Genomic DNA, 21,647 nt, shown 5'->3' on the forward strand with positions numbered 1-21,647 from the left:
AGTCGAGACATCTGCGTTGGCGCGAACGCCTCTGACGGAGCTAGCATGACGCAATGTGATCGCTCACATGAGCATCGCACGGACCGCCGCCCGCATCCGCAGCGGACTCTGCTCCCACTGCATTCAATGACGAAGGAATCACAGTGACCACAATGAAGCGCTCTCTCATCGCCGGCATCGCCGGCGGAGCGATGATCCTCTCTCTCGCCGCCTGCTCCAGCGGGAGCGGCGACACCGGCTCCGGCTCCGGCTCCGGCTCCGGCAACGGCGGCCTCGTCGGCGTCGCGATGCCCACCAAGTCGTCCGAGCGCTGGATCGCCGACGGCAACAACGTCAAGTCGCAGCTCGAAGGAGCCGGCTACCAGGTCGACCTCCAGTACGCCGAGGACGACATCCCCACCCAGGTCTCGCAGATCGAGAACATGATCACCAAGGGCGCCAAGGCCCTCATCATCGCCTCGATCGACGGCACCACCCTCACGAGCGTCCTCGACGAGGCGAAGTCGAACAACATCCCGGTCATCGCCTACGACCGCCTCATCCGCGACTCCGAGAACGTCGACTACTACGCGACCTTCGACAACTACAAGGTCGGCGTGCAGCAGGCCACCTCGCTCCTCGCCGGCCTCGGCCTGACCGACCTCGAGGGCAAGAAGACCGACAACGCCCCCGCGGGTCCGTTCAACATCGAGCTCTTCGCCGGCAGCCCCGACGACAACAACGCGACGTTCTTCTTCACCGGCGCGATGGACACCCTCAAGCCCTACATCGACGCGAAGACGCTCGTCGTCAAGTCGGGCCAGACCGACTTCACCACGGTCGCCACCCTCCGCTGGGACGGCGAGGTCGCGCAGAGCCGCATGGAGGACATCCTCACCAAGTCGTACTCCGACGGCTCCAAAGTCCAGGGCATCCTCTCGCCCTACGACGGCCTCAGCCGCGGCATCATCTCGGCACTGACCGACGCCGGTTACAAGGTCGGCACCGACTTCCCGATCATCACCGGTCAGGACGCCGAGCTCGACTCCGTGAAGGCGATCAACGCCGGCGAGCAGTACGCCACCATCTACAAGGACACCCGCGAGCTCGCCAAGGAGGCCGTCACCATGGCCCAGGCGGTCCTCGAGGGCACCGAGCCGCAGGTCAACGACACCAAGACCTACGACAACGGCAAGAAGGTCGTCCCGTCCTTCCTGCTCCAGCCGGTCATCGTGACCAAGGACCAGATCCAGTCGGTCCTGGTCGATGGCGGCTACTACACCGACGCCGAGATCAACGGTTAGCATTCACGGTTCCCACCGGGAGGCCCTCTTTCTCTGAAAGAGGGCTTCCTGCGGCGCTCTGGCGCCGGACTACCACCGATGCACGACCCGGCGGGTCCTCCACCACGGGGGACCCGCCTCTATAAAGAGGAGTGAGGCGTACGTGAGCACGAACATTCTCGAGATGCGCGGGATCACCAAGACGTTCCCCGGCGTCAAGGCGCTGCAAGACGTGACCCTGAACGCAGTGCGTGGCGAAGTGCACGCGATCTGCGGAGAGAACGGCGCCGGCAAGTCGACGCTGATGAAGGTGCTCTCGGGCGTCTACCCGCACGGCACCTACGAGGGCGACATCGTCTTCGAGGGCGAGGTGATGCAGTTCGCCAGCATCCGCGATTCGGAGGCGAAGGGCATCGTCATCATCCACCAGGAGCTCGCCCTCAGCCCGTACCTGTCGATCGCCGAGAACATCTTCCTCGGCAACGAGGTCCGCGGGTTCGGCGGCCTGATCGACTGGAACAAGACGAACCAGGAGGCGGCGGCGCTCCTCGCCCGCGTCGGCCTGCACGAGAACCCGACCACCAAGATCCTCGACATCGGAGTCGGCAAGCAGCAGCTCGTCGAGATCGCGAAGGCGCTGTCGAAGCGAGTCAAGCTGCTCATCCTCGACGAGCCGACCGCCGCCCTGAACGACGAGGACTCGGACCATCTGCTCGACCTGATCCTGCACCTCAAAGAGCAGGGGATCACGTCGATCATCATCAGCCACAAGCTGAACGAGATCAAGAAGATCGCCGACACCGTCACGGTCATCCGCGACGGCAAGACCATCGAGACGATCGCTCACGACGACGTCACCGAAGACCGCATCATCAAGGACATGGTCGGCCGCGATCTCGACCACCGCTATCCGGACCACACCCCTCACCTCGGCGAGGAGATCCTCCGCGTCGTCGACTGGACCGCGCACCATCCTCAGGACTCGAGCCGTGTCGTCGTCGACAAGGTGAACCTCACCGTGCACCGCGGCGAGATCGTCGGCATCGCCGGCCTCATGGGCGCGGGACGCACCGAGTTCGCGATGAGCCTCTTCGGTCGCTCCTACGGCAGCCGCATCTCCGGCCAGGTCTTCAAGGCCGGCAAGGAGATCAAGATCCGCAACGTGTCGGAGGCGATCGCCCACGGCCTCGCCTACGCCACGGAAGACCGCAAGTACTACGGCCTCAACCTCATCGACGACATCAAGCGGAACATTTCGCTCGCCTCCCTCGACAAGGTCGCGCGCGGCGGACTGGTCGACGACAACAAGGAGTTCGAGGTCGCGAACGAGTACCGCACCAGCATGAACATCAAGTCGCCGACCGTGCTCGCCAAGACCGGCAAGCTCTCGGGCGGCAACCAGCAGAAGGTCGTCCTGTCGAAGTGGATCTACTCCAACCCGGACGTCCTCATCCTCGACGAACCGACCCGCGGCATCGACGTGGGCGCGAAGTACGAGATCTACACCATCATCAACCGGCTCGCAGCGCAGGGTAAGGGGATCATCGTCATCTCCTCCGAACTGCCCGAGCTGCTCGGCATCTGCGACCGCGTGTACGCGCTGTCGGAGGGCCGGATCACGGGCGAGCTGCCCATCGCCGAGGCGACCCCCGAGGCGCTCCTCACCCTCATGACCCAGGAGAAGCAACGATGACCGATCTGCAGAACGGCCCGTCCGCCGCGGCGGGCGCGCAGGTGAAGCCCACCGAGAACGCGTTCACGAAGCGCCTCAGCCACGTGCTGGGCGACCTCGGAAAGAACGGCATCTTCATCGCCCTCATCGTGGTGGTGCTGCTGTTCGAGGTCATGACGGGGGGAATCCTCCTGCGCCCGCAGAACATCTCCAACCTGATCGTGCAGAACGGCTACATCCTGATCCTCGCCATCGGCATGGTGATGGTCATCGTGGCCGGGCACATCGACCTCTCCGTCGGCTCGATCGCTGCGTTCGTGGGCGCCATCTCGGGCGTGTTCGCGGTCAACATGGGGCTGCCGTGGTGGCTGTCGATCATCCTCTCGCTGCTGATCGGCGCCGCGGTGGGGGCCTGGCAGGGCTTCTGGATCGCCTTCGTCGGGATCCCGGCGTTCATCGTGACCTTGGCGGGCATGCTGATCTTCCGCGGCCTGGCCCTCGTCGTCCTCGGCAACGCGAACATCGGCTCCTTCCCGACCGAGTACCGCGCCCTGGGCAACGGCTTCCTCACCGACCTCTTCGGCGACTCCGCGCTCGATCCGTTGTCGCTCGGAATCGGCGCCCTCGCGATCATCGCGATCATCGTGCAGGCGGTTCGCACCCGTCGCGGACGCCAGAAGTACAACCAGGGCGTGGAGCCGGGCGCATGGTTTGTCACGAAGCTGGTGCTCATCGCCTTCGCCATCGGCGCCTTCGCCTACGCTCTTGCCACCTTCAAGGGCATTCCTGTCACGCTGATCATTCTCGCCGTGCTCGTCCTCGTCTACGGCGTCGTCATGAACCGTTCCGTCTTCGGCCGCCACGTCTACGCGATCGGCGGCAACCTGCACGCCGCCGAGCTGTCGGGCATCAAGACCCGCAACGTCACCTTCTGGCTGTTCGTCAACATGGGCGTCCTCGCGGCGCTGGCCGGCCTCGTCTTCACCGCGCGTCTCAACCTCGCGGGTCCGAAGGCGGGTGATGGCTTCGAGCTCGAGGCCATCTCGGCGGCCTTCATCGGCGGCGCGGCGGTCCAGGGCGGTGTCGGCACCATCGGAGGCGCGATCCTCGGTGGCCTGATCATCGGCGTCCTGAACAACGGCATGTCCATCATGAGCATCGGCAGCGAGTGGCAGCAGGCGGTCAAGGGCCTCGTGCTCCTGCTCGCGGTCGCCTTCGACGTCTACAACAAGCGCCGCTCGGGCGGACGCTAGGTCCTGCGGCCGTGCCCGACTGGTCGCGGTTCCTCCCGCTGAGCACCAGAGTGTCGGTCGACGAGTCGGGCGTCAGCAACGACTGGCGCCCGCTCGTCGCCGAGCGGCTCGACCGCCTCGCCGTCCTGGCCGCCTCCCCCTCCTTCACGGAGGGCGAGGCGGCCAGCGCCGTCTCCGGTCGTCTCCTCGGCGAGCTCGTCGTGCGGCTGTCGAGCACCACGGGCCAACGGCTGGCGACGCGGGTCGGCGCGCGCGAGGCGGCCACTCCTCCCCCACCCGCCGCCCTTGCTGCTGCTCTCGCCTCGATCGCAGCGGCGCGTCGCTCCGGCATCGGCCCGCACTCGGTTGCCGAGCTCGTGGAGGTCGTCCGGGTCGAGCTGGCCCTGACGCCCGATGCGGTGCTGCCCGAGCGTGTGTCGGGAGGCGTCGCCCTCGATCGCGTGCAGCGCGCGCCGCTCGCGATCCGCGCGACCGTCCGCGGACACACGCTCGCCCCTCCCGATGCGGAGTGGACGCTCGGCTCCGGTCCCGAGCTGCGCGCGCCGTCGACCGCGATCCTCCGCTTCCTGTTGGGTCTCGGTCCCTTCCCCGCCGGGACGACTCCGTAGATCGCGGCCGTGCTGCGGGCACCCCGCACGACAGAGGCCGACCGCCGCCTCCCGCGCGCTGCGACGGGACGGACGATGGTCGGCCTCTGCTGCGCCCTCCGCGAGGCTCTGGCCTCACGCGCGCCGCTACGGCGTCAGCCGTTGGAGCCGGACGCGGGGAACAGGACGTAGGTCGGGGTGGGGCGAGCCTGCTGGGCGGCCTGGTTCCAGGTGACCGCGCCGACGTTGTAGTAGGGGATGTCCGCGGCGGGAACCCCGAGCGCCTCGGATAGTCGGTTGAAGGTCGTGATCATGGCGTTGTAGGTGCCCATGTAGGTGTTCTGGGCATTACGGATGCCGGCGATGCCGTTGACTCCGGCGACGGTGACGGCGGCGACGAAGGCGATCGCCGCCAGAGGGTTCGCCCCGTTGACCACCAGCAGAGCGATGCCGGTGCCGAGCGCGACGAGCGCTCCACCCGTGTACTGCCGCACCGCGTTCTGGTAGTTGGCGAACTGGGTGCTGAGGGTGTGCGCCTGATCGATGAAGGTAGAGAGCAGACTGGTGACGGCAGCCGGCGAGCTGCTCCGCGGGACCTCGCCGAAGTGGTGACGTCCGTTGTTGCCGAGAACCTGGAACCGCACGACCTGACCCGGCCCACGGAACACCACGATGCCGAACCCGTTCACGTTGATGCGGTACTGCTCGTCGGTGCCGGTCTGACCGAAGATGCCGACCTGCGGGTTGATCGGATACGTCTGCAACACGCGGCCCTCGTGGGGATCGCGGTTCCACCAGCGGGTGTTGTCGCCGGAGTCGCCCCAGTCGAGGCGGTTCTGCTCGAGGATCTGGCCGTCTCGAGTCCACGTCGTCATCGCGCGGTTGAAGCCGTAGTTGGTCACCGTGAGCGTGTCGCCTCCGGGCAACCCGCTGAAGGTGCACTCGAGGTATTCCGCTGCGGCGAAGGCGGGTGGGGCGAATGCGGTCGCGCCGACACCGGCCGCGGTCGCCGCACCTCCCAGGATCAGGCCTCGTCTACTCAGTAGTTCCGTCATGAACACGTCCTCCCTGTCCGTCACTCTCGTGTGGCGAGCGAAGCCGGTGGTGCCCACAGGCAGACTCACCCTGACGCGAGCACCCTACGATCCGCGGCCTCGACCGACGGTGAAGGCCGCTGAGAGCATGCGAAGATTCATCATTTCTCCGAGAGGCGTGGTCGGTCTCCCGACGACGGGATCGGCACGACCCGCGCCCTTTGCCCGCCCGTAGCATCGGACGATGACGCGCTCGCTGCCGAGAAGCTCCCCCTCCGCCCACTCGTATGACGCCGACGGCGTGCTCGCCTTCGTCGAGGCTGTCGAAGCAGCGCCTCGTCTCGAGCTGCACGGTCTCGTGGTCGTGCACGGTGGGGAGGTGCTCGCGGAGGGCTGGTGGGCGCCGTACACCGCCGACCGTCTGCACCTCCTTTACTCAGTGAGCAAGAGCGTCACCTCCACTGCCGTCGGGCTCGCGGTCGGGGAGGGCCTGGTCGACCTCGACGCGACGGTCCTCTCCTTCTTCCCCGAGCTCGACGCCGAGGTGACGGATCCACGGTCGCGCTCGATCCGCGTGCGCCACGTTCTCGCGATGGCCAGCGGTCACACCGCCGAGACCGTCGATCTGGCCGAGGAGCTGGACCCTGTCGACCTCGTGCGCGGCTTCCTCCTCCTCCCTCCCCAGGAGGAACCGGGCAGCGTGTTCGCCTATAACCAGCCGTGTACCTTCGTGGCCGGCGCGATCGTCCAGCGGGTGTCGGGCCAGTCGCTGACCGAGTACCTCCGCCCGCGCCTGCTCGACCCGCTCGGGATCGGCGAGGTCGCGTGGCTGCGCGACGCCTCCGGCCGCGAACTCGGCTATAGCGGACTGCATGCGACGACCGAGGCCGCCGCCGTACTCGGACAGCTCTACCTGCAGGAGGGTCGCTGGGGCGATCGGCAGCTGCTCCCGGCCGGCTGGGTCGCCGAGGCCTCGCACGCCCACGTCCCGACGCAGGAGGAGGGCGGACCCGACTGGCAACGGGGCTACGGGTTCCAGTTCTGGGTGTCGCAGCATGGCTTCCGCGCCGACGGCGCGTACGGGCAATTCAGCCTGATCGTCCCCGAGCACGATCTCGTGGTGGCGCTGACCGGGCAGACGAACGATGCTCAGACACTCCTCTCTCTAGTGTGGGAGCACCTGGTCCCCGCGGTCGGGCGCGGATCGACCGCGGAGGCCGACGCGCGGCTGGCCGAGCGGCTCGCCGCGCTCGCACTCCCGGCGCTCTCGGGGGCGGAGCCGGTGCTCGGCGAGTACGCTCCGGTCGACGGCTCGGAGGTGCGCTCGCTCACCGGCGTCGAGGTGTCGGGCGGCGACGGCGGCTGGACGCTCACGCTCGAGGAGGGCGGGGGACGGCTCGTGGTGGCGGTGGGCTCCGAGGGGTGGACGGTCGGAGGCGCGGTGGCGGCGAGCGGGGGAGCCGCCTCCGCCGACGCGACCGCGGTCGACATCGCGTTCCTCGAGACGCCGCACCGGCTGCATCTCGTACTGGCACCCGCCGACGGGAGCTTCACCGCCCGCTGGGAGACGGCTCCACTGCACGACGGCCCGCTCGGTGCAGTGCGCGCCCCGCGCTGAGACAGCTCCAGCGATCTCCCGCGACGGCGGGCAGCCGCAGCATGTTGACGTCAACACCCTGCCGTGCAAGCCTGAAGGCCGCGCGTTCCTCCGCGAAGTCCCCCGTGCAAAGGAGCACAGAATGACGTCTCGAACACGATCGGCAGCAGCGGCGGTCGCCGCGCTGCTCGTCGCGGCCCTGCTCGGAGCCGGAGCGCAGCCCGCGCTCGCCGCCTCCGGAGTAGTGACGGACCCCAACGACGGAGTCCCCCGCACGAGCTCACCGCCCACCTACAGCGACTACCCCGCGATCCAGGATCCGGGCCCGGGCTCCCCCGACTACTTCCAGCCCTTCTGGTACGACACCGACGGCCGCCACATCCAAGCGCACGGCGGCCAGATCGTCACCGTGCAGGAGAACGGCCAGCAGGTGCAGTACTGGTACGGGGAGGATCGCACCAAGGGCTACTGGAACAGCCCCGGCGTCGCCGTCTACCGCTCGACCGACGGCCACAACTGGGTCAACAAGGGCACGGCGCTACGCAGCGTCTCGTCGCCGGATGACCTGAAGGCCCCCTACTTCGACGCGCTCTACGACACGGTCGACGACGCGGGCCAGCCGCGCGCCTCCCGCATCGCCGAGCTCGACTACCACCTCGACACCACGCAGGCATCGCCGAACACCGCGATCTTCGAGCGCCCGAAAGTGCTCTTCAACGCCAAGACCGGCAAGTGGGTCATGTGGTGGCACTCCGACGGGCGCATCACCCCGGGCGGAAGCACCTACGCCCGGTCGATGGCGGGCGTCGCCGTCTCGGACAGCCCGACCGGCCCCTTCACGCTCCAGGGCGTCTACCGGCTGTACAACCGCGCGAACTACCAGGACTGCACCACCTCGGCGGTGCCGGGACAGGCGCGGGACATGACCGTCTTCCAGGACGCCGACGGCACGGCCTACATCTCGTACTCGTCCGAGGAGAACTATTCGCTCTACGTGGCGAAGCTCAACAGCAGCTACACCAACGTCGAGCGCACGACGACGACGGACACGCTCAACGCCCGTCAGTACTCGGCGGACGGCACCTACCCCTACGTCTTCGCCGACGGCAAGGCCGGGGCTCCCGTGCGCGGCACCGACTTCCAGATCGTGAAGGAGTGCGGCCACCTCGAGGCGCCGGCGATCTTCTCGAACGCAGGCAGCTACTACGCCATCGCCTCCGGAGCGACCAGCTGGGCGCCCAACCCACAGACCTACTACACCGCCGATTCGGTGCTGGGAACGTGGATCCGTGGGGTCGAGAAGGGAGACGCGAACGAGACCGTCGCGTACAACGCGATCCCCGAGGGAGGCGACGGCCTGCTCTCGGTGGGCGACACACGCGGCAGTACCTTCGGCTCGCAATCCACGAACGTGCTCACCCTTGCACCCGGCAAGTACGTCTACATGGGCGACCGCTGGAACGAGGGCGAGGCGAACTCGACCTACGTCTGGCTGCCGATGACCGTCGGGGAGAACGGCCGACTCGAGATGCGCAACCCCGCCGTCGAGGACCCGGCGCGCTGGGGCAAGGGCTGGAACGCCTCCTACTGGGACGACAAGGGTGTCGGAGCCGGCATCTGGTCGGTCGTCGACGACCGGCTGCCGAAAACCGTGCGCAGGGGCGCGAACCTCGCCGCGGCGCTGCCCTCGAGCGTGTCGGTGTCCTCCGGAGGCGCGACGCACGACGTCGCCGTCACCTGGGCCCCCACCGGTCCGGCGATCCTCGGCACTCTCTCGGTCACGGGAACCCTCGCGGCCGATTCTGGATTCACGGCCGGTCGCCGCTTCACCCGGACCATCGAGGTGGCCGAGCCGGGCATCGCGAACGTCGCTCCCGGCGCGTCGGTCTCGGTGACCAGTCGCCCCGAACTCGCGACCACGCTGATCGACGGCAACACCGAGGCGAAGGGCTGGGACGACTGGTCCTCGAGCGGCTACCCGCGCGACAGCCGCCTCTCCTTCACGTGGAGCACCGCGCAGAACCTCGACTCGGTGACCGTCCACGCCTTCAAAGACGGCACGAAGGCCACCTGGCCCTCGCGGATCGACGTCGAGTACCAGGCGAACGGCGCCTGGACCACGACCTCGGTCAGCGCGAACCTGACGCAGCTCGACTCCGACGCGGCACCGACGGTGGTGCTCGATCTCTCCTCCCTCCCGGACACGACGGGGCTTCGCCTGCACCTCACCAGCGCCGCGAACACCTGGCAGTCGATCTCGGAGGTGCAGATCTGGGGCGCCGCTCCCCCGACGAACGTCTGCCGTGTGCCGGGAGCGGTCGTCTCGGCGTCGTTCAGCCAGACCAAGTACGCGACCCTCCCCGCCTCGAACGCGTGCGATGGGAACGCCACGACACCCTGGTCGACCTGGACCGACGGCACCCTCGCCGGCACCGCCGATTTCACGCTCACCACCACGGAGGCGCACCGCGTCGCCGGAGTCTCGTTCACCAACATCGAGGGGACGATCGCCTCGGTGAGCGTGGCCTACCGCGGCACCGACGGCACCTGGCGGCCCACCTCCGCGCAGAACGTCGCCCCTGCCGCGAACAACGCGCTCACGACGATCCCGTTCGCGGCGGTGTCGGCGACCGGAGTGAAGCTGACCTTCTCGACGCCGAACTCGTACCTGAAGATCACCGAGATCACCGTCCCCGAGGTCGCGGCTCCCGCGCTCACCGTGCCGGTGACGGTGTCGTCGCGGTGCATCGCCGGCAAGGCCGTGCTCTCGGTGACGGCGACGAACGGCTCGCAGGTACCGGTCGACGTCTCGATGAAGGCGAGCTACGGCACCAAGTCGTTCAGCGGAGTCGCGGCCGGCTCGAACGCGGTCGGCGCCTTCACGACCCGTCAGGCGAGCATGCCTGCCGGCCAGGTCGTGGTGACCGCCACGGGCACCGTGGGCGGCAGCCCGGCGACGCTGTCGCAGACGGCGAGCTACCCGGCCAGGACCTGCTGAGAGCCGGCGGGCGGCCGCGGCCGCCCGAATACGGAGCACCGAAAGAGGGGCGGCCCGCGCGAGCGGACCGCCCCTCTTTCGTACGCGGAGCGAGGCGTGCGGGGCTGTCTCGCGCTTGTCGCACCTCCCTCGGCGCTGCCGCACAAGAAGGCCCCGCGGGCCCTCGAGGAGGAGCGCCGCGGGGCCCTCAGTGGGGCCGAATGCTCAGCAGGTGGCCGCCGGGTACGCCGTCGCGCTCGTGACCGCCGAGCCTCCCGCCGGTGTGACGCTCACGCTGACGCTGCCCGCGGGGAGCTGCGCCGTGCGCGTCGTGAACGAGTGGAAGACGGAGGCGCCGGGAGCCACATCGGTGAACGTCTTCGTGCCGTACGCACTGGTCAGAGCGATGGTGGCACGGGCTCCCGAGCGGTTGACGGTCGTGATGCCGAGCGAGACCTTGCCCGCGAGGCATCGCGGGGCGACGGTCGTCGACGAGGAGTCGACCACGGTGACGGTCGCCGTGACGAGTCCGCCGTCACCGACCGCTCCGGTGACGCGGAGCACCGCTCCTGCCTTCACGTCGCCGATGGCAACCGAGTCCCATCGGACGGGTGCCGCGCCGAGGTCCTTCTGCGAGGCCGTCCCCACGCCCTGGACCGCGGCGACCGTCGCGGGGAGCGCAGGCTGGACTCCCGGTGTCGTCGTCAGGGCGACATCGGTCGTCGTGATGAGGCGGTCGGGCTGGTAGGCCGCGAGGATCCGCTCGTACTCGGCCGTCGTCACCGGCAGCACCGTGCCGTGGCGGGCGGAATCGGGCAGGTTGCGGTTCTGCACCAGGGTCCAGTCGCCGGCGGCCATGCTGCTCGCGTGGAACGGCACGTAGCCGTCGCCTCCGTAGTACGGCGCCTGATCGATGAACACGTAGACCCCGGTGTCGCCGTTCGCGTCGCCGCGGTTCGGGCGGAACATCGTCGTGCCTTCGCCCTCGTCGAAGGTGAGCCGGCGCCCCGAGGTGCCCGTGTAGGTCTGGCCGTAGCCGACGGCGCTCTGCCGCGGCTCCCACGCCGAGCCGGCGCCCTGACCGAGCCAGGGGTTGTTGCCGGGCGTGATCGTGGCCGTGATGTCCTTCGTGCGGTCGACGCGGGGGATGTTCGAGCCCTCCGTGACGGTGAAACGGTAGACCCAGCCGTCCTCCTTGATCATGGAGGAGTCGATGGTGCCGTTGCCCTGGCCGGGCTGCTTGTCGTCGATCCAGACCTTCGGAGTAGAGAAGGTGACGAAGTCGCGCGTCGTCGCGTACATCATCCGGTTGTAGCTCGTGTTGGCGTCGCGGGCGACGGAGGTGTCGCCGCTCGGGTAGAGGTTCGAGGCCCAGTAGACGATGTACTGGCCTGTCGCGGTGTCGTAGTACGCCTCCGGAGCCCAAGTGTTGCCGGCTTCGGGCGCCGAGACGAGCACGTGGCGCTGCTGACCCCAGTTGACGAGGTCGGTCGACTCCCACACCTCCATGTAGCGGCTGCCGAAGACCTGCGACTGGTCGAGGCCCGTGCGGTAGGCGTTGAGGTCGGTGGCGATGAGGTAGAAGCGGTCACCCTGGGGCGAGCGCATGATGAAGGGGTCGCGCAGACCCTTCTCGCCCAGAGTGGAGGAGAGGATCGGCTTGTCGTCGTTCACCGTCGTCCAGTCGAGGGCGTTGTTGCCCTTCGACAGGCCGTAGCGCACCTTCTCGTCCTCGGCGTTACCCTCGCCGGTGAAGTAGGGGAACAGGTACGCCTTGGTCTCCTCGACCTTCGGCAGCGCGCGCACGGTCGCGGTGAAGCGGCGGGTCGAAGTGGCGGTGCCGATCTTCACGGTCGCGTCGAGCTGCACGGTGGCGTCGGCCTGGCCGTTGGCGGGGCGGGTGACGCGGCCGTCGGAGGCGATCATGGCCGGGGCCGAGGAGACCCAGCTCACCGTCCCGGCGCCGGCTGTGGCGGGCAGCGTCAGGTTCTCGCGCACATCGGCGAGGTGCGGGACCACGATCGCCGCGGCCGCTGCCGCGGCGTCGGCGGCGTCGTTCCGCGGAGCGACGGTCACGGTGAAGGCTCGCGTCACCGTGTCGCCTCCGCGCCGCACGGTCGCGGTCAGGACCGCCGACGCGGGCGCGCTGCCCTCGGGTCCGCGCTGCACGGCTCCGGTCGCGGTGACGACGGAGGCGTCGCTCGTCGCCCAGGTGATGGAGGTGCCGTTCGCGCCGGACGACGGGAGGGTCAACGGTGCGGTCACCGAGCTGAGAGAGCCGAGGTCGATGGCCGCCGCGTCGGTCTGCGCCGCCTCGTGGAGCACGTCGGTCGCGAGGGTCGTGACCTCGGCCGGAGCCAGGGCCCTGTCGTAGATCCGGAAGTCGCGCAGGCGCCCCTGGAAGGACGGATCGGCCTGGTAGGTGCTGCGGCCGAGGTAGTTGAACACGGTAGTGCCCAGCGCCGACGGCGCCGTCGTGACCGAGGTGTTGCGCGCCCGCTCGACGCCGTCCTCGTAGAGGATGCCGGTCGTTCCCGTCTGGGTGTAGGTGACGTGCTTCCAGAGGCCCCGCTGGAGGGTGGCATTCGAGGACGGCTGGATGTTGATCTCCTGCTGCTGCCGGCCGGCCGTGATGACCGTGTGGAACGAATCTCCGGAGGAGAACAGGTAGCGCTCCCCCGCTCCGTCCGAGGCCCGATTGCCGATCGCGTAGATCATGTAGTAGTTCGCCTGCTCGGGCGCGATCTTCACGTCGAAGTCGACCGAGATCGAGGTGAGTCCCGCGTTGAGGTCGTTGGGGAGCCGGATGGCGTTGCCGGACCCGTTCGCGCCGCCCGAGAACGAGAAGCCCTGCGCGCCGCCCCACGACGCCGTGCCGTCGACGACGCCGTTGCCGAACCGGCTGGCGGGAGCCGAGTTGACGGCGGTCGTGCCGCTGGTCTCGTCGAGCTTGTAGCGGGCGATGAGGCCCGACGTGATGTCGTCGCCCGAGGCGGCGGAGGCGGGACTCGGCACGAGGACGGCGAGCAGCGCGGCGACGCCCGCCATCACCAGCACGCGAAAGAGGGCACGGCGGGGCCGCGGGACAGGCTTGTGCATGGTTTCTCCATTGACGACCGTGCAGTGCCGGAGAGCCCGGACTGATGTTAACGTGAACACTAGAGGCCGAAAAGGGCGAGGGCAATGTCGCGAACTGCGAATGGCACCCGACCGAGGGGTGCCGCCCCGCCGCCGGTACTGTTAGGAATCACGAGCAGGCACATTGCACCGCCCGCAGAACTGGAACGACCGTGACCCGCACCCTTCGCTCTGCCGCGACCGCGCTCGTTCCGCCTGCCGCCGTCGCGGTCGCGGTGATGTTCGCCTCCATCGCGCTCGCGCCCGAGGCCGCCACCGCGCCGGTTCCGACCTCGACACCCGTCGCCACGGCGACACCTCTCGCCACGGGGTCACCCATTTCGGAAGCGACCTCGGAGCTCGGACCCTGGACGAGGGACGACTCCCCGCAGCACGAGGGGGCACGCGGCGCCGACTCGCCGGACGAGACGGTGCAGACCGGCGATCCGGCCGCAGTGCCGACTCCGACCGCGACCGACCCTGGCGCGGGCCAGGGGACGGGCCCAGGAACCGACCCGGGCACCGATCCCGGCACCAGCCCGGCCCCCGTGCTGCACGACACCGACGGAGTCGGCGTCGACGTCGACATCGACCCGCCGGTCGGTCCCGGGGTGCTCGCGCTCTCGGTCGACAGCGCGAGCACCGACCTCTCCGAGTCCGACTCGACCGCGCTCCTGCGACGCTTCGTCGGTGGGCTCCCCCGGGTCTCCGTCACCGACACGCGCCCCCGGGCGTCGGTCGCTCCGGGGGCGGGCTGGTACGTCCTCGCCTCGGCGAGCGACTTCACCGGCTCGAGCGGCACCTTCTCCGGCGAGCACCTCGGCTGGACCCCCCGACTGCTCGCCGGCGACGCCGACTCGGTCGAGGCCGGACCGAGCGTCGCCCCCGATCTCGCGGGAGGCGCGGGCGTGCGCGACGCGGTTCTTCTGACCACGACCGAGGGCAGCGCGGCGACCAGCCTCGGCTCCTGGTCGGCCGGCGCCGACCTGCTGCTGCTCACCGACCCGAACGTCGTTCCCGGCGGCTACCGCTCGACGATCACGCTGTCGCTCTTCGAGTAACGGTTTCGCCCGGCCCGCGCCCCGCCGTCATGGCGGGCGGTGGCGTCAGTCGCGGGCGAGCGCGAGCGAGACCACGAGCGCCGAGTGCACGACCGGCTCCGAGATCGCGAAGTAGCGCGAGGAGCCGTCGACCCACGCCTCCGTGCGGCCCTCTCGTGTGCGCACGCGCACCGCCTCCTCGAGGGAGGCGCCGCGGCCGTCGGCCTTGGCGACCGCCTGCGTGCGCAGCTCGGTCAGCACCTCCTCCGCCGTCGCGGCCCCGGAGGCGACCCGCTCGCGGACGGACCGGGTGCGCGCCGCGTCGATGCCGACGTCGCGTCCAGTCGCCAGCACGGCCACCACAGCGCCCTCGCAGTGCGCGATGCTGACGCGCATCCGCTCCAGCGCCGAGTGCTCGCCCGCGAGCCGCGGCCGACCGTGGGGGCCGCCGCAACGCTCGCACCGCGCCTCGACGACGACCTCGAGCGGGTCGATGTCGAGGGCCTCGGCGGCGAGCTCACGCACCAGCACGCGGCCCAGCAGAAAACTGTCGCGGGCCTCGCGACGGCTCGTCGCCTCGTAGCGCAGCCGCTCCGCGAGGGTGAGGAGACGGAGCATGCGGTGGCGAGCCGAGTCGAGGACCTCGGGTCGCGCCCAGCGCAGCTGCACGTCGTCGGTAGCGAGGAGGGGGAGTCCGGTCATGCGCCGCACGCTACGCCGCACAGGCGACATCGACGTGACGAACGAGTGGCCTGCGGGAGACGGGTCGGACCTCAGGCGGCACGCAGGCCCTACCCGCTCAGGCGCGGAAGAACGGGATCGCGATGCGCGGGCGGAACACCACCCGCTGGTTGGTGCGGACGAGCCCGACGATGATCAGCACGAGGTGGACCACCCACAGCACCGCGAAGATCGTCATCGGGATACCCACGGGGGAGAAGCCCCTCGCGAGCGGAGTGCCCGACGCGAGGAGCAACAGCACCACATGCGCGGCGACAAGCACGACTCCGACGGACGCGACCGTGAGACCCCAGTTCGCGGCGTAGCGGGCGTTCTCGGCGGCGAGCCCACCCTTCCTCCTCGCCGAGGGGTAGACCGCCGCCATCACGATTCCGGCGATGATCAGGCCAAAGAAGGGGATGGCGAACGTGAGGAATCCGAGCGCATAGGAGAGCGCACCGGTCGGCCCGGCGGGCGCCGCGGGAGGCGCCTCCTGCTCGCTCGCGTCGACCGGACGAGGATCGACGGCGGGCGTGTCCATGGCGTCGGCCTAGGAGAACAGTCGCGCTCGGGTCGCGTTCAGCGGCGGTTCAGGGCTCTGGCCTGGCCTTCGTCTTCGGGAGGTGTCAGGCTAGTCTGTCGGGATTGACCTGGGTGCGGTACGCGTGCAGGGCGTCGGCCACGGCCGTCGCGAGTTTCGGGGGGATTCAGCGAAGGAGAAGGTTTGGCGTCCGAGAGTAGGACCATCGGTGGCGTGGTCAAGGCGACCGTCGGCTTCCTGGGCATGAGCGTCGTGGCCGGAGTCCTGGTCACGGCGACCGTGACTCCCGCCGTCGCCCTCGCAGGCGTCGCCGCCAACCAGTCGATCGGCGTCTTCGATGGACTGCCCGAGTACCTCGAGGTCGACAAGCTCTCCGAGAAGTCCAACATCTACGCGACGCGCGCCGACGGCTCGCCGCAGCTGCTCGCCTCCTTCTACGTCGAGAATCGCGCCGAGGTGCCGCTCGACAAGATGTCGCAGTTCGCGAAGGACGCGACCGTCGCCGGCGAAGACCCCCGCTTCTACGACCACGGCGGCATCGATCTGCCCGGCACCCTCCGCGCGGTCGCGCAGACCTATGTGCTCGGCAACGACACACAGGGCGGCTCCTCGATCACCCAGCAGTACGTGAAGAACGTCCTCGTCGAGAAGGCCGTCCGCAACATCACCGACGAGGCCGAGCGCGCCGCGGCGATCGACGCGGCGACGCGCACCTCCCCGGAACGCAAGCTGCGCGAGATGAAGCTCGCGATCGGCATCGAGAAGCAGTACACGAAAGACCAGATCCTCCAGGGCTACCTCAACATCGCCTTCTTCGGAGGCACCACCTACGGTCTCGAGACCGCCGCGAACTACTACTTCAACACCTCCGCCGCGAACCTCTCGATCGCTCAGGCCGCGAGCCTCATCGCCATCGTCAATAATCCCGCGGCCCTCCGGCTCGATCAGCCCGACAACCCCGACAACGGCGCGGCGAACGGCTACGCCCGCAACAAGGACCGCCGCGACTACATCATCGGCAAGATGCTCGAGGAGGGGAAGATCTCGCAGGAGGACCACGATGCGGCCCTCGCGACTCCCGTCGAACCGGCGATCACGCAGCCCAGCACGGGGTGCTCGACCGCGGGCAACGCCGGCTTCTTCTGCGACTACGTCACCAACATCCTCAAGAACAACGAGATCTTCGGCGCCGACGAGGACACCCGCTGGTCGAACTTCCGCCGCGGCGGACAGGACGTCTACACGACGCTCGACGTCGATCTGCAGAACGCAGCAGTCGACGCCGTCAACGCCCAGGTGCCGCAGACATGGAACTTCGACGTGGGCGCCGTCTCGGTCAGCGTCGAGGTCGGTACGGGTCGCGTCCTTGCGATGACGCAGAACAAGAACTACTCGCAGGATCCGGACGTCCTCACCTCCGACCCTTCCTACAGCGCCATCAACCTCAACACCGACAAAGCGTACGGAGGCTCGTCCGGCATCCAGCCAGGATCGACCTACAAGCTCTTCACCCTGGTCGAGTGGCTCAAGGAGGGACACAGCATCAACGAGTCCGTCGACGGAACCCGAAAGGCGATCTGGGGCACATTCAGGGACTCCTGCGTGGACGGTGGAACCGTCTACGAGGGCAGCACCAGTGCGAAGAACGATGAGGGTGGGAGCGGGCAGATCGGCACCGCGGTCGACTTCACGCGGACGTCTCTCAACACCGGATTCGTGGGGATGGCTCGCGAACTGGACCTCTGCGCCATCCGCGACACCGCGGTCACGATGGGCGTCCAGCAGGGCAGTGGTCTCGAACTCGAGCACAATCCGTCCTCTGTACTCGGCACCAACTCGGTCTCGCCGCTCTCTATGGCCGGTGCATTCGCGACCATTGCATCAGGCGGTACGACCTGCGACCCCGTTGCCATCGATCGCATCACCGACGCGACGGGCGCCGAGCAGCCGATCCCCTCGGCGAATTGCCGGCAGTCGATCGACCGCAATGTCGCTGCAACCGCCGCTATCGCGCTCCAGTCGACCTTCTCAGGGAGCGGCACGGCCTACGAGTCGCGGACCGGTGACGGGATCCCCCTGATCGGCAAGACGGGCACGACGGACGACGCGAAGGCAACTTGGATGACCGGAGCGAGCACAAAGGTGGCGACCGCAGTCGGCGTCTTCAACATCCAGGGTGACGCCAACCTCCGCCTCGGCCGCTATTCCTTCGATTCGGGCTCCGCCGCCACTGCCCGCCACAGGATCTGGCCCGTCGTGATGCGTGCGGCGGACTCTCGCTACGGCGGAGACGCGTTCCCCGAAGCCAACGGCTCGCTCCAGGTCGTGCCCAAGGTCGACATCCCCAACGTGACCGGACTCGCCCTCGCTGACGCGAAGGCCAAGCTCGAGGCCGCCGGGTTCACCTTCGCGCAGGGCGCCAGCGAGGCCAGCGACACTCCGGCCGGCACGGTGACGCGATCCGATCCGTCCGGTTCGGCCGTCTCCGGTTCGATCGTCACGGTGTTCGCCAGCTCCGGGCCACAGCCGAAGGCGACCGAACAGCCGAATCCGGCCGGTCAGACGAAGGTGCCCGATGTCACGGGTCAAAACCTGGAGGCGGCGAAGGCTGCGTTCTCGGCGGCGGGTTTCACCGCCATCACGCTGCAGTGCACCGCCGATGACAAGGCACCGGCCGACGGGCGGGTGACTGGGCAGGATCCGGCGGGCGGCGCCTCCGTCGCCCCCACCGCGACGCTGAAGGTCGCGATCGCCGCCAAGAAGTGCCCGTGACGCGCCGGGTCTGCTGACCCGCCGCCTTCGTCACACGTTCGGCCCGCGGAATCCACGGATTCCTGCGGGCCGAACGCGTCGTGCCGCCTACTGGCCGCGGCCGCGGATGGCACCGACGACCGCGACCGTCGCGAAATAGGCGATGAGCGCGAGGATCCCGAAGGAGGCCAGCGTTCCGCTCGCATCGGCGTAGGGCCGGCGTGCGTCGCTCATCGTGCCGGGGGTGACGATGTCGAGAGCGAAGAGGCCGACGGCCAGCCCGAAGCAGACGAGGCTGAGCACGAGCAGTGCCCGCACAGCCTTGCCTACCGGATCGTAGTAACGCGGGTTCGACATCATGCCTCCGGTTCTCGTCCCCCCGGTCTATCCCCCCGCCCGCTCCCCGGCAAGCACTTCCCCCTCCCGCGAGATGCCACTTATGCGCACCCGACACGGCGTGTCGTGCGCATAAGTGGCATCTCGCGGGGCGGAGGGGGAGGGCGGGAGGCGCGCTAGGCGGCTAGGGGGAGGGTGGAGGTGACGACCAGCTCGCCGGCGAGCGCGTCGACGCGCACCGCGCCTCCGTCGGACACCTCGCCTGCGACGAACAGGTCGGCGATGCGGTCGTCGACCGAGCGCTGCACGAGCCGGCGCAGCGGGCGCGCCCCGTACTGCGGCTCGTAGCCGTGCTCGGCCAGCCAGTCGATCGCCGACTCCGTCACCTCGAGCGAGACCTCGCGCGGGGCGAGGCGGGCCCGGGTCGCGTCGAGCACGATCGAGACGATCTCGCGGAGCTGCTCACGACCGAGGCGGCGGAACAGCACGATCTCGTCGATGCGGTTCAGGAACTCGGGCCGCATCGCCTCGCGGAGGCGACCCATGACGCGATCGCGCAGGTCCTTCTCCGAGGCGAAGCCCTCGGCACGGTCGTCGCTGTGCGCGACGAAGCCGAGCGCTCCCGACCTCGACGCGAGGAACTCCGACCCGAGGTTCGAGGTCATGATGATCACCGTGTTGCGGAAGTCGACCGTCCGGCCCTGACCGTCGGTGAGACGCCCGTCGTCGAGCACCTGCAGCAGCAGGGTGAAGACGTCGGGATGCGCCTTCTCGATCTCATCGAAGAGGATCACGGAGTACGGGTTCCGCCGCACCCGCTCGGTGAGCTGGCCCGCCTCGTCGTAGCCGACGTACCCGGGAGGGGCACCGACCAGGCGGGAGACCGTGTGGCGCTCACCGAACTCGCTCATGTCGAAGCGGATCACCGACTGCTCGTCGGCGAAGAGCGAGCCCGCGAGAGTCTTCGCCAACTCGGTCTTGCCCACTCCGGTCGGGCCGAGGAACAGGAACGACCCGACCGGGCGCGACGCGTCGCCGAGCCCGGTGCGGCTGCGGCGCACGGCGCGGGCGACCGCGGTGACCGCGTCGTCCTGGCCGATCACGCGCTGGTGCAGCTCGGTCTCGAGCTGCGCGAGGCGGTCGCGCTCCCCCTCGGTCAGCCGCGACACCGGGATGCCGGTGGCACGGGCGATGACCGCAGCGATCTCGGTCTCGCCGACGACCGCCTCCGGAGTCGTGTGCCCGGTCGCGGCGTCGAGCTCGGACTGCACGGCGAGGATCTCGTCGCGCAGTCGCGACGCCTCCTCGTAGTGCTCGCCCGAGACGGCGGCGTTCTTGTCGGCCTCCAGCGTCGCCAGCTTCGCGAGAAGAGCGGCGGTGTCGGCCGCGGTGCCGAGTGTCAGGCGGAGGCGTGCCCCTGCCTGGTCGATCAGGTCGATCGCCTTGTCGGGCAGCACCCGGTCGGTGAGGTAGCGGGCCGAGAGCTCGACGGAGGCGCGGAGGGCTTCATCGGTGTACCGCACGCGGTGGTGCTCCTCGTACGCCGGGCGCAGGCCGTGGAGGATCGCCACGGCATCCTCGACGCTCGGCTCGCCGACGCGGACGGGCTGGAAGCGGCGCTCGAGGGCCGGGTCCTTCTCGATCGTGCGGTACTCCTTGAGCGTCGTCGCACCGACGAGGTGCAGCTCGCCGCGAGCGAGGCGGGGCTTGAGGATGTTCCCCGCGTCCATGCCGCCCTCCCCGCCTCCGCCCGCGCCGACGACGGTGTGAACCTCGTCGACGAAGACGATCAGCTCGCCCGCGTGCGCGGCGATCTCGTCCATGGTTCCGGTGAGACGCTCCTCGAAGTCGCCGCGGTAGCGGGTGCCCGCCAGCATGGCCGGGAGGTCGAGCGAGACGACGCGCTTGCCGCGCAGTTGCTCGGGGACCTCCTCCGCCACGATCGCGCGGGCCAGGCCCTCGACGATCGCGGTCTTGCCGACGCCGGCCTCACCGACCAGCACCGGGTTGTTCTTGGTGCGGCGGCTGAGGATCTCGATGGTCTGCTCGATCTCGTCGGCGCGCCCGATCACGGGATCGAGTCGGCCCTCGCGGGCGAGGGCCGTGAGGTCGGTGCCGAACTTGTCGAGCAACGGGGTCTCGGAGGCGCGCTGCGCCGGCTCCTGCTGCGGCGGCGCCTCGGCCTCACGCATGCCCTGGGTGAGAGCCTCGGCGGTGACACCGGCGCGCGCGAGGACCTGCCCCGCGGGGGCGTCCTGACCGAGCACGAGCGCGAAGAAGAGGTGCTCGGGATCGATGTAGGTCGAGCCGCTGGAGCGAGCGACCTGATAGGCGTGGAACAGCGCACGCTGGGCGCTGTTCGTGATAGTCGCGGCGTTCTGCGAGGCACCGGACTCGGTGGCCTGAGGGAGGCGCGCCTCCGTCGCCGTCACGATGGCGCCCGGGTCGATGCCGACGCGGCGAATGGCCTGCGAGACGGCCTCGTCATCGACGAGGACCCGCAGCACGTGCAGGGCGTCGAGCTCGGTCTGGCCGCGCTCGAGGGCGAAGCGTCCTGCGGACTGCAGGATGCTCTGAGTGCGAGCGGTGAGGAAGCGGCTGAGGTCGATCGATCGCGCTGCGCGGGCTCGCTCGCCCTCGAGGTAGCGAGCGAGGAAGTCGTCGAACGAGCTCGATCCGGCCTCGCTGAAGTTGTCGGGCACCTGTCCTCCTGGAAAGTTGAGTCACTTGCACTCAAGTCCAACGCGGGGCGCGGCGTCC

14 protein-coding genes are annotated in these 21,647 nt (G+C 69.2%); 8 read left to right on the forward strand and 6 right to left on the reverse strand.

Going from position 1 to position 21,647, the window contains the following annotated elements; translation table 11 throughout:
- Window positions 1-152: 152 nt before the first annotated feature.
- The 4 genes from chvE to ITJ45_RS10310 all read left to right on the forward strand — a co-directional run bounded on the left by chvE (window position 153) and on the right by ITJ45_RS10310 (window position 4,795).
- Window positions 153-1,283: a multiple monosaccharide ABC transporter substrate-binding protein gene (chvE, locus tag ITJ45_RS10295; RefSeq protein WP_194609599.1), complete on the forward strand. Its 1,131-nt coding sequence runs from the start codon at window positions 153-155 to the stop codon at window positions 1,281-1,283.
- A 142-nt stretch (window positions 1,284-1,425) separates the two neighbouring features.
- Window positions 1,426-2,955, forward strand: coding sequence for a multiple monosaccharide ABC transporter ATP-binding protein (mmsA, locus tag ITJ45_RS10300; protein ID WP_194609601.1), 1,530 nt, complete (start codon window positions 1,426-1,428; stop codon window positions 2,953-2,955).
- Window positions 2,952-4,187, forward strand: coding sequence for a multiple monosaccharide ABC transporter permease (mmsB, locus tag ITJ45_RS10305; RefSeq protein WP_194609603.1), 1,236 nt, complete (start codon window positions 2,952-2,954; stop codon window positions 4,185-4,187). The genes mmsA and mmsB overlap by 4 nt, the downstream gene beginning before the upstream one ends.
- 11 nt (window positions 4,188-4,198) lie before the next feature.
- Window positions 4,199-4,795 carry a hypothetical protein gene (locus ITJ45_RS10310; protein ID WP_194609604.1) on the forward strand — a complete coding sequence of 199 codons (597 nt, stop codon included), beginning with the start codon at window positions 4,199-4,201 and terminating at the stop codon, window positions 4,793-4,795.
- A gap of 134 nt (window positions 4,796-4,929) precedes the next feature.
- On the opposite strand, the gene ITJ45_RS10315 is transcribed toward ITJ45_RS10310, so the two are convergent.
- On the reverse strand, window positions 4,930-5,829 hold the full coding sequence (locus ITJ45_RS10315) for a hypothetical protein (RefSeq protein WP_194609606.1): 900 nt from the start codon (window positions 5,827-5,829) through the stop codon (window positions 4,930-4,932).
- Window positions 5,830-6,052: 223 nt separating this feature from the next.
- Here ITJ45_RS10315 and ITJ45_RS10320 point away from each other — a divergent pair, with 223 nt between their 5' ends.
- Together ITJ45_RS10320 and ITJ45_RS10325 are read left to right on the forward strand one after the other, a co-directional pair.
- Entirely contained in the window at window positions 6,053-7,426 is a 1,374-nt protein-coding gene (locus tag ITJ45_RS10320; RefSeq protein ID WP_194609608.1) for a serine hydrolase domain-containing protein, read from the forward strand.
- Between the two features lie 121 nt (window positions 7,427-7,547).
- Window positions 7,548-10,403: a glycoside hydrolase family 43 protein gene (locus tag ITJ45_RS10325; protein WP_194609610.1), complete on the forward strand. Its 2,856-nt coding sequence runs from the start codon at window positions 7,548-7,550 to the stop codon at window positions 10,401-10,403.
- 204 nt (window positions 10,404-10,607) lie between these two features.
- On the opposite strand, the gene ITJ45_RS10330 is transcribed toward ITJ45_RS10325, so the two are convergent.
- Window positions 10,608-13,481, reverse strand: a complete 2,874-nt coding sequence (locus ITJ45_RS10330; protein ID WP_194609613.1) for an immunoglobulin-like domain-containing protein — start codon at window positions 13,479-13,481, stop codon at window positions 10,608-10,610.
- A gap of 191 nt (window positions 13,482-13,672) precedes the next feature.
- Here ITJ45_RS10330 and ITJ45_RS10335 point away from each other — a divergent pair, with 191 nt between their 5' ends.
- Window positions 13,673-14,560 (forward strand): hypothetical protein, encoded by an 888-nt coding sequence (locus ITJ45_RS10335; RefSeq protein ID WP_194609615.1) that lies wholly within the window; start codon window positions 13,673-13,675, stop codon window positions 14,558-14,560.
- A gap of 45 nt (window positions 14,561-14,605) precedes the next feature.
- On the opposite strand, the gene ITJ45_RS10340 is transcribed toward ITJ45_RS10335, so the two are convergent.
- Window positions 14,606-15,241, reverse strand: a complete 636-nt coding sequence (locus tag ITJ45_RS10340) for a 4'-phosphopantetheinyl transferase family protein (protein WP_194609617.1) — start codon at window positions 15,239-15,241, stop codon at window positions 14,606-14,608.
- 97 nt (window positions 15,242-15,338) lie between these two features.
- Window positions 15,339-15,800 carry a DUF4870 domain-containing protein gene (locus ITJ45_RS10345; RefSeq protein ID WP_194609619.1) on the reverse strand — a complete coding sequence of 154 codons (462 nt, stop codon included), beginning with the start codon at window positions 15,798-15,800 and terminating at the stop codon, window positions 15,339-15,341.
- Window positions 15,801-16,013: 213 nt separating this feature from the next.
- Between ITJ45_RS10345 and ITJ45_RS10350 the strand changes: the two genes are divergently transcribed.
- Window positions 16,014-18,572: a transglycosylase domain-containing protein gene (locus tag ITJ45_RS10350; protein WP_194609621.1), complete on the forward strand. Its 2,559-nt coding sequence runs from the start codon at window positions 16,014-16,016 to the stop codon at window positions 18,570-18,572.
- An 87-nt stretch (window positions 18,573-18,659) separates the two neighbouring features.
- On the opposite strand, the gene ITJ45_RS10355 is transcribed toward ITJ45_RS10350, so the two are convergent.
- Together ITJ45_RS10355 and ITJ45_RS10360 are read right to left on the reverse strand one after the other, a co-directional pair.
- Window positions 18,660-18,911, reverse strand: a complete 252-nt coding sequence (locus tag ITJ45_RS10355; protein WP_194609623.1) for a hypothetical protein — start codon at window positions 18,909-18,911, stop codon at window positions 18,660-18,662.
- 152 nt (window positions 18,912-19,063) lie between these two features.
- On the reverse strand, window positions 19,064-21,589 hold the full coding sequence (locus ITJ45_RS10360) for an ATP-dependent Clp protease ATP-binding subunit (protein ID WP_194609625.1): 2,526 nt from the start codon (window positions 21,587-21,589) through the stop codon (window positions 19,064-19,066).
- Window positions 21,590-21,647: the final 58 nt, after the last annotated feature.

Source organism: Rathayibacter sp. VKM Ac-2879, from assembly GCF_015351245.1.
Classification (GTDB): Bacteria; Actinomycetota; Actinomycetes; order Actinomycetales; family Microbacteriaceae; genus Rathayibacter.

Coding starts and splice junctions, on each gene's coding strand:
- chvE (WP_194609599.1), top strand. CDS start 153: ATGAAGCGCTCTCTCATCGCCGGCATCGCCGGCGGAGCGATGATCCTC.
- mmsB (WP_194609603.1), top strand. CDS start 2,952: ATGACCGATCTGCAGAACGGCCCGTCCGCCGCGGCGGGCGCGCAGGTG.
- ITJ45_RS10315 (WP_194609606.1), bottom strand. CDS start 5,829: ATGACGGAACTACTGAGTAGACGAGGCCTGATCCTGGGAGGTGCGGCG.
- ITJ45_RS10320 (WP_194609608.1), top strand. CDS start 6,053: ATGACGCGCTCGCTGCCGAGAAGCTCCCCCTCCGCCCACTCGTATGAC.
- ITJ45_RS10325 (WP_194609610.1), top strand. CDS start 7,548: ATGACGTCTCGAACACGATCGGCAGCAGCGGCGGTCGCCGCGCTGCTC.
- ITJ45_RS10330 (WP_194609613.1), bottom strand. CDS start 13,481: ATGCACAAGCCTGTCCCGCGGCCCCGCCGTGCCCTCTTTCGCGTGCTG.
- ITJ45_RS10340 (WP_194609617.1), bottom strand. CDS start 15,241: ATGACCGGACTCCCCCTCCTCGCTACCGACGACGTGCAGCTGCGCTGG.
- ITJ45_RS10345 (WP_194609619.1), bottom strand. CDS start 15,800: ATGGACACGCCCGCCGTCGATCCTCGTCCGGTCGACGCGAGCGAGCAG.
- ITJ45_RS10355 (WP_194609623.1), bottom strand. CDS start 18,911: ATGATGTCGAACCCGCGTTACTACGATCCGGTAGGCAAGGCTGTGCGG.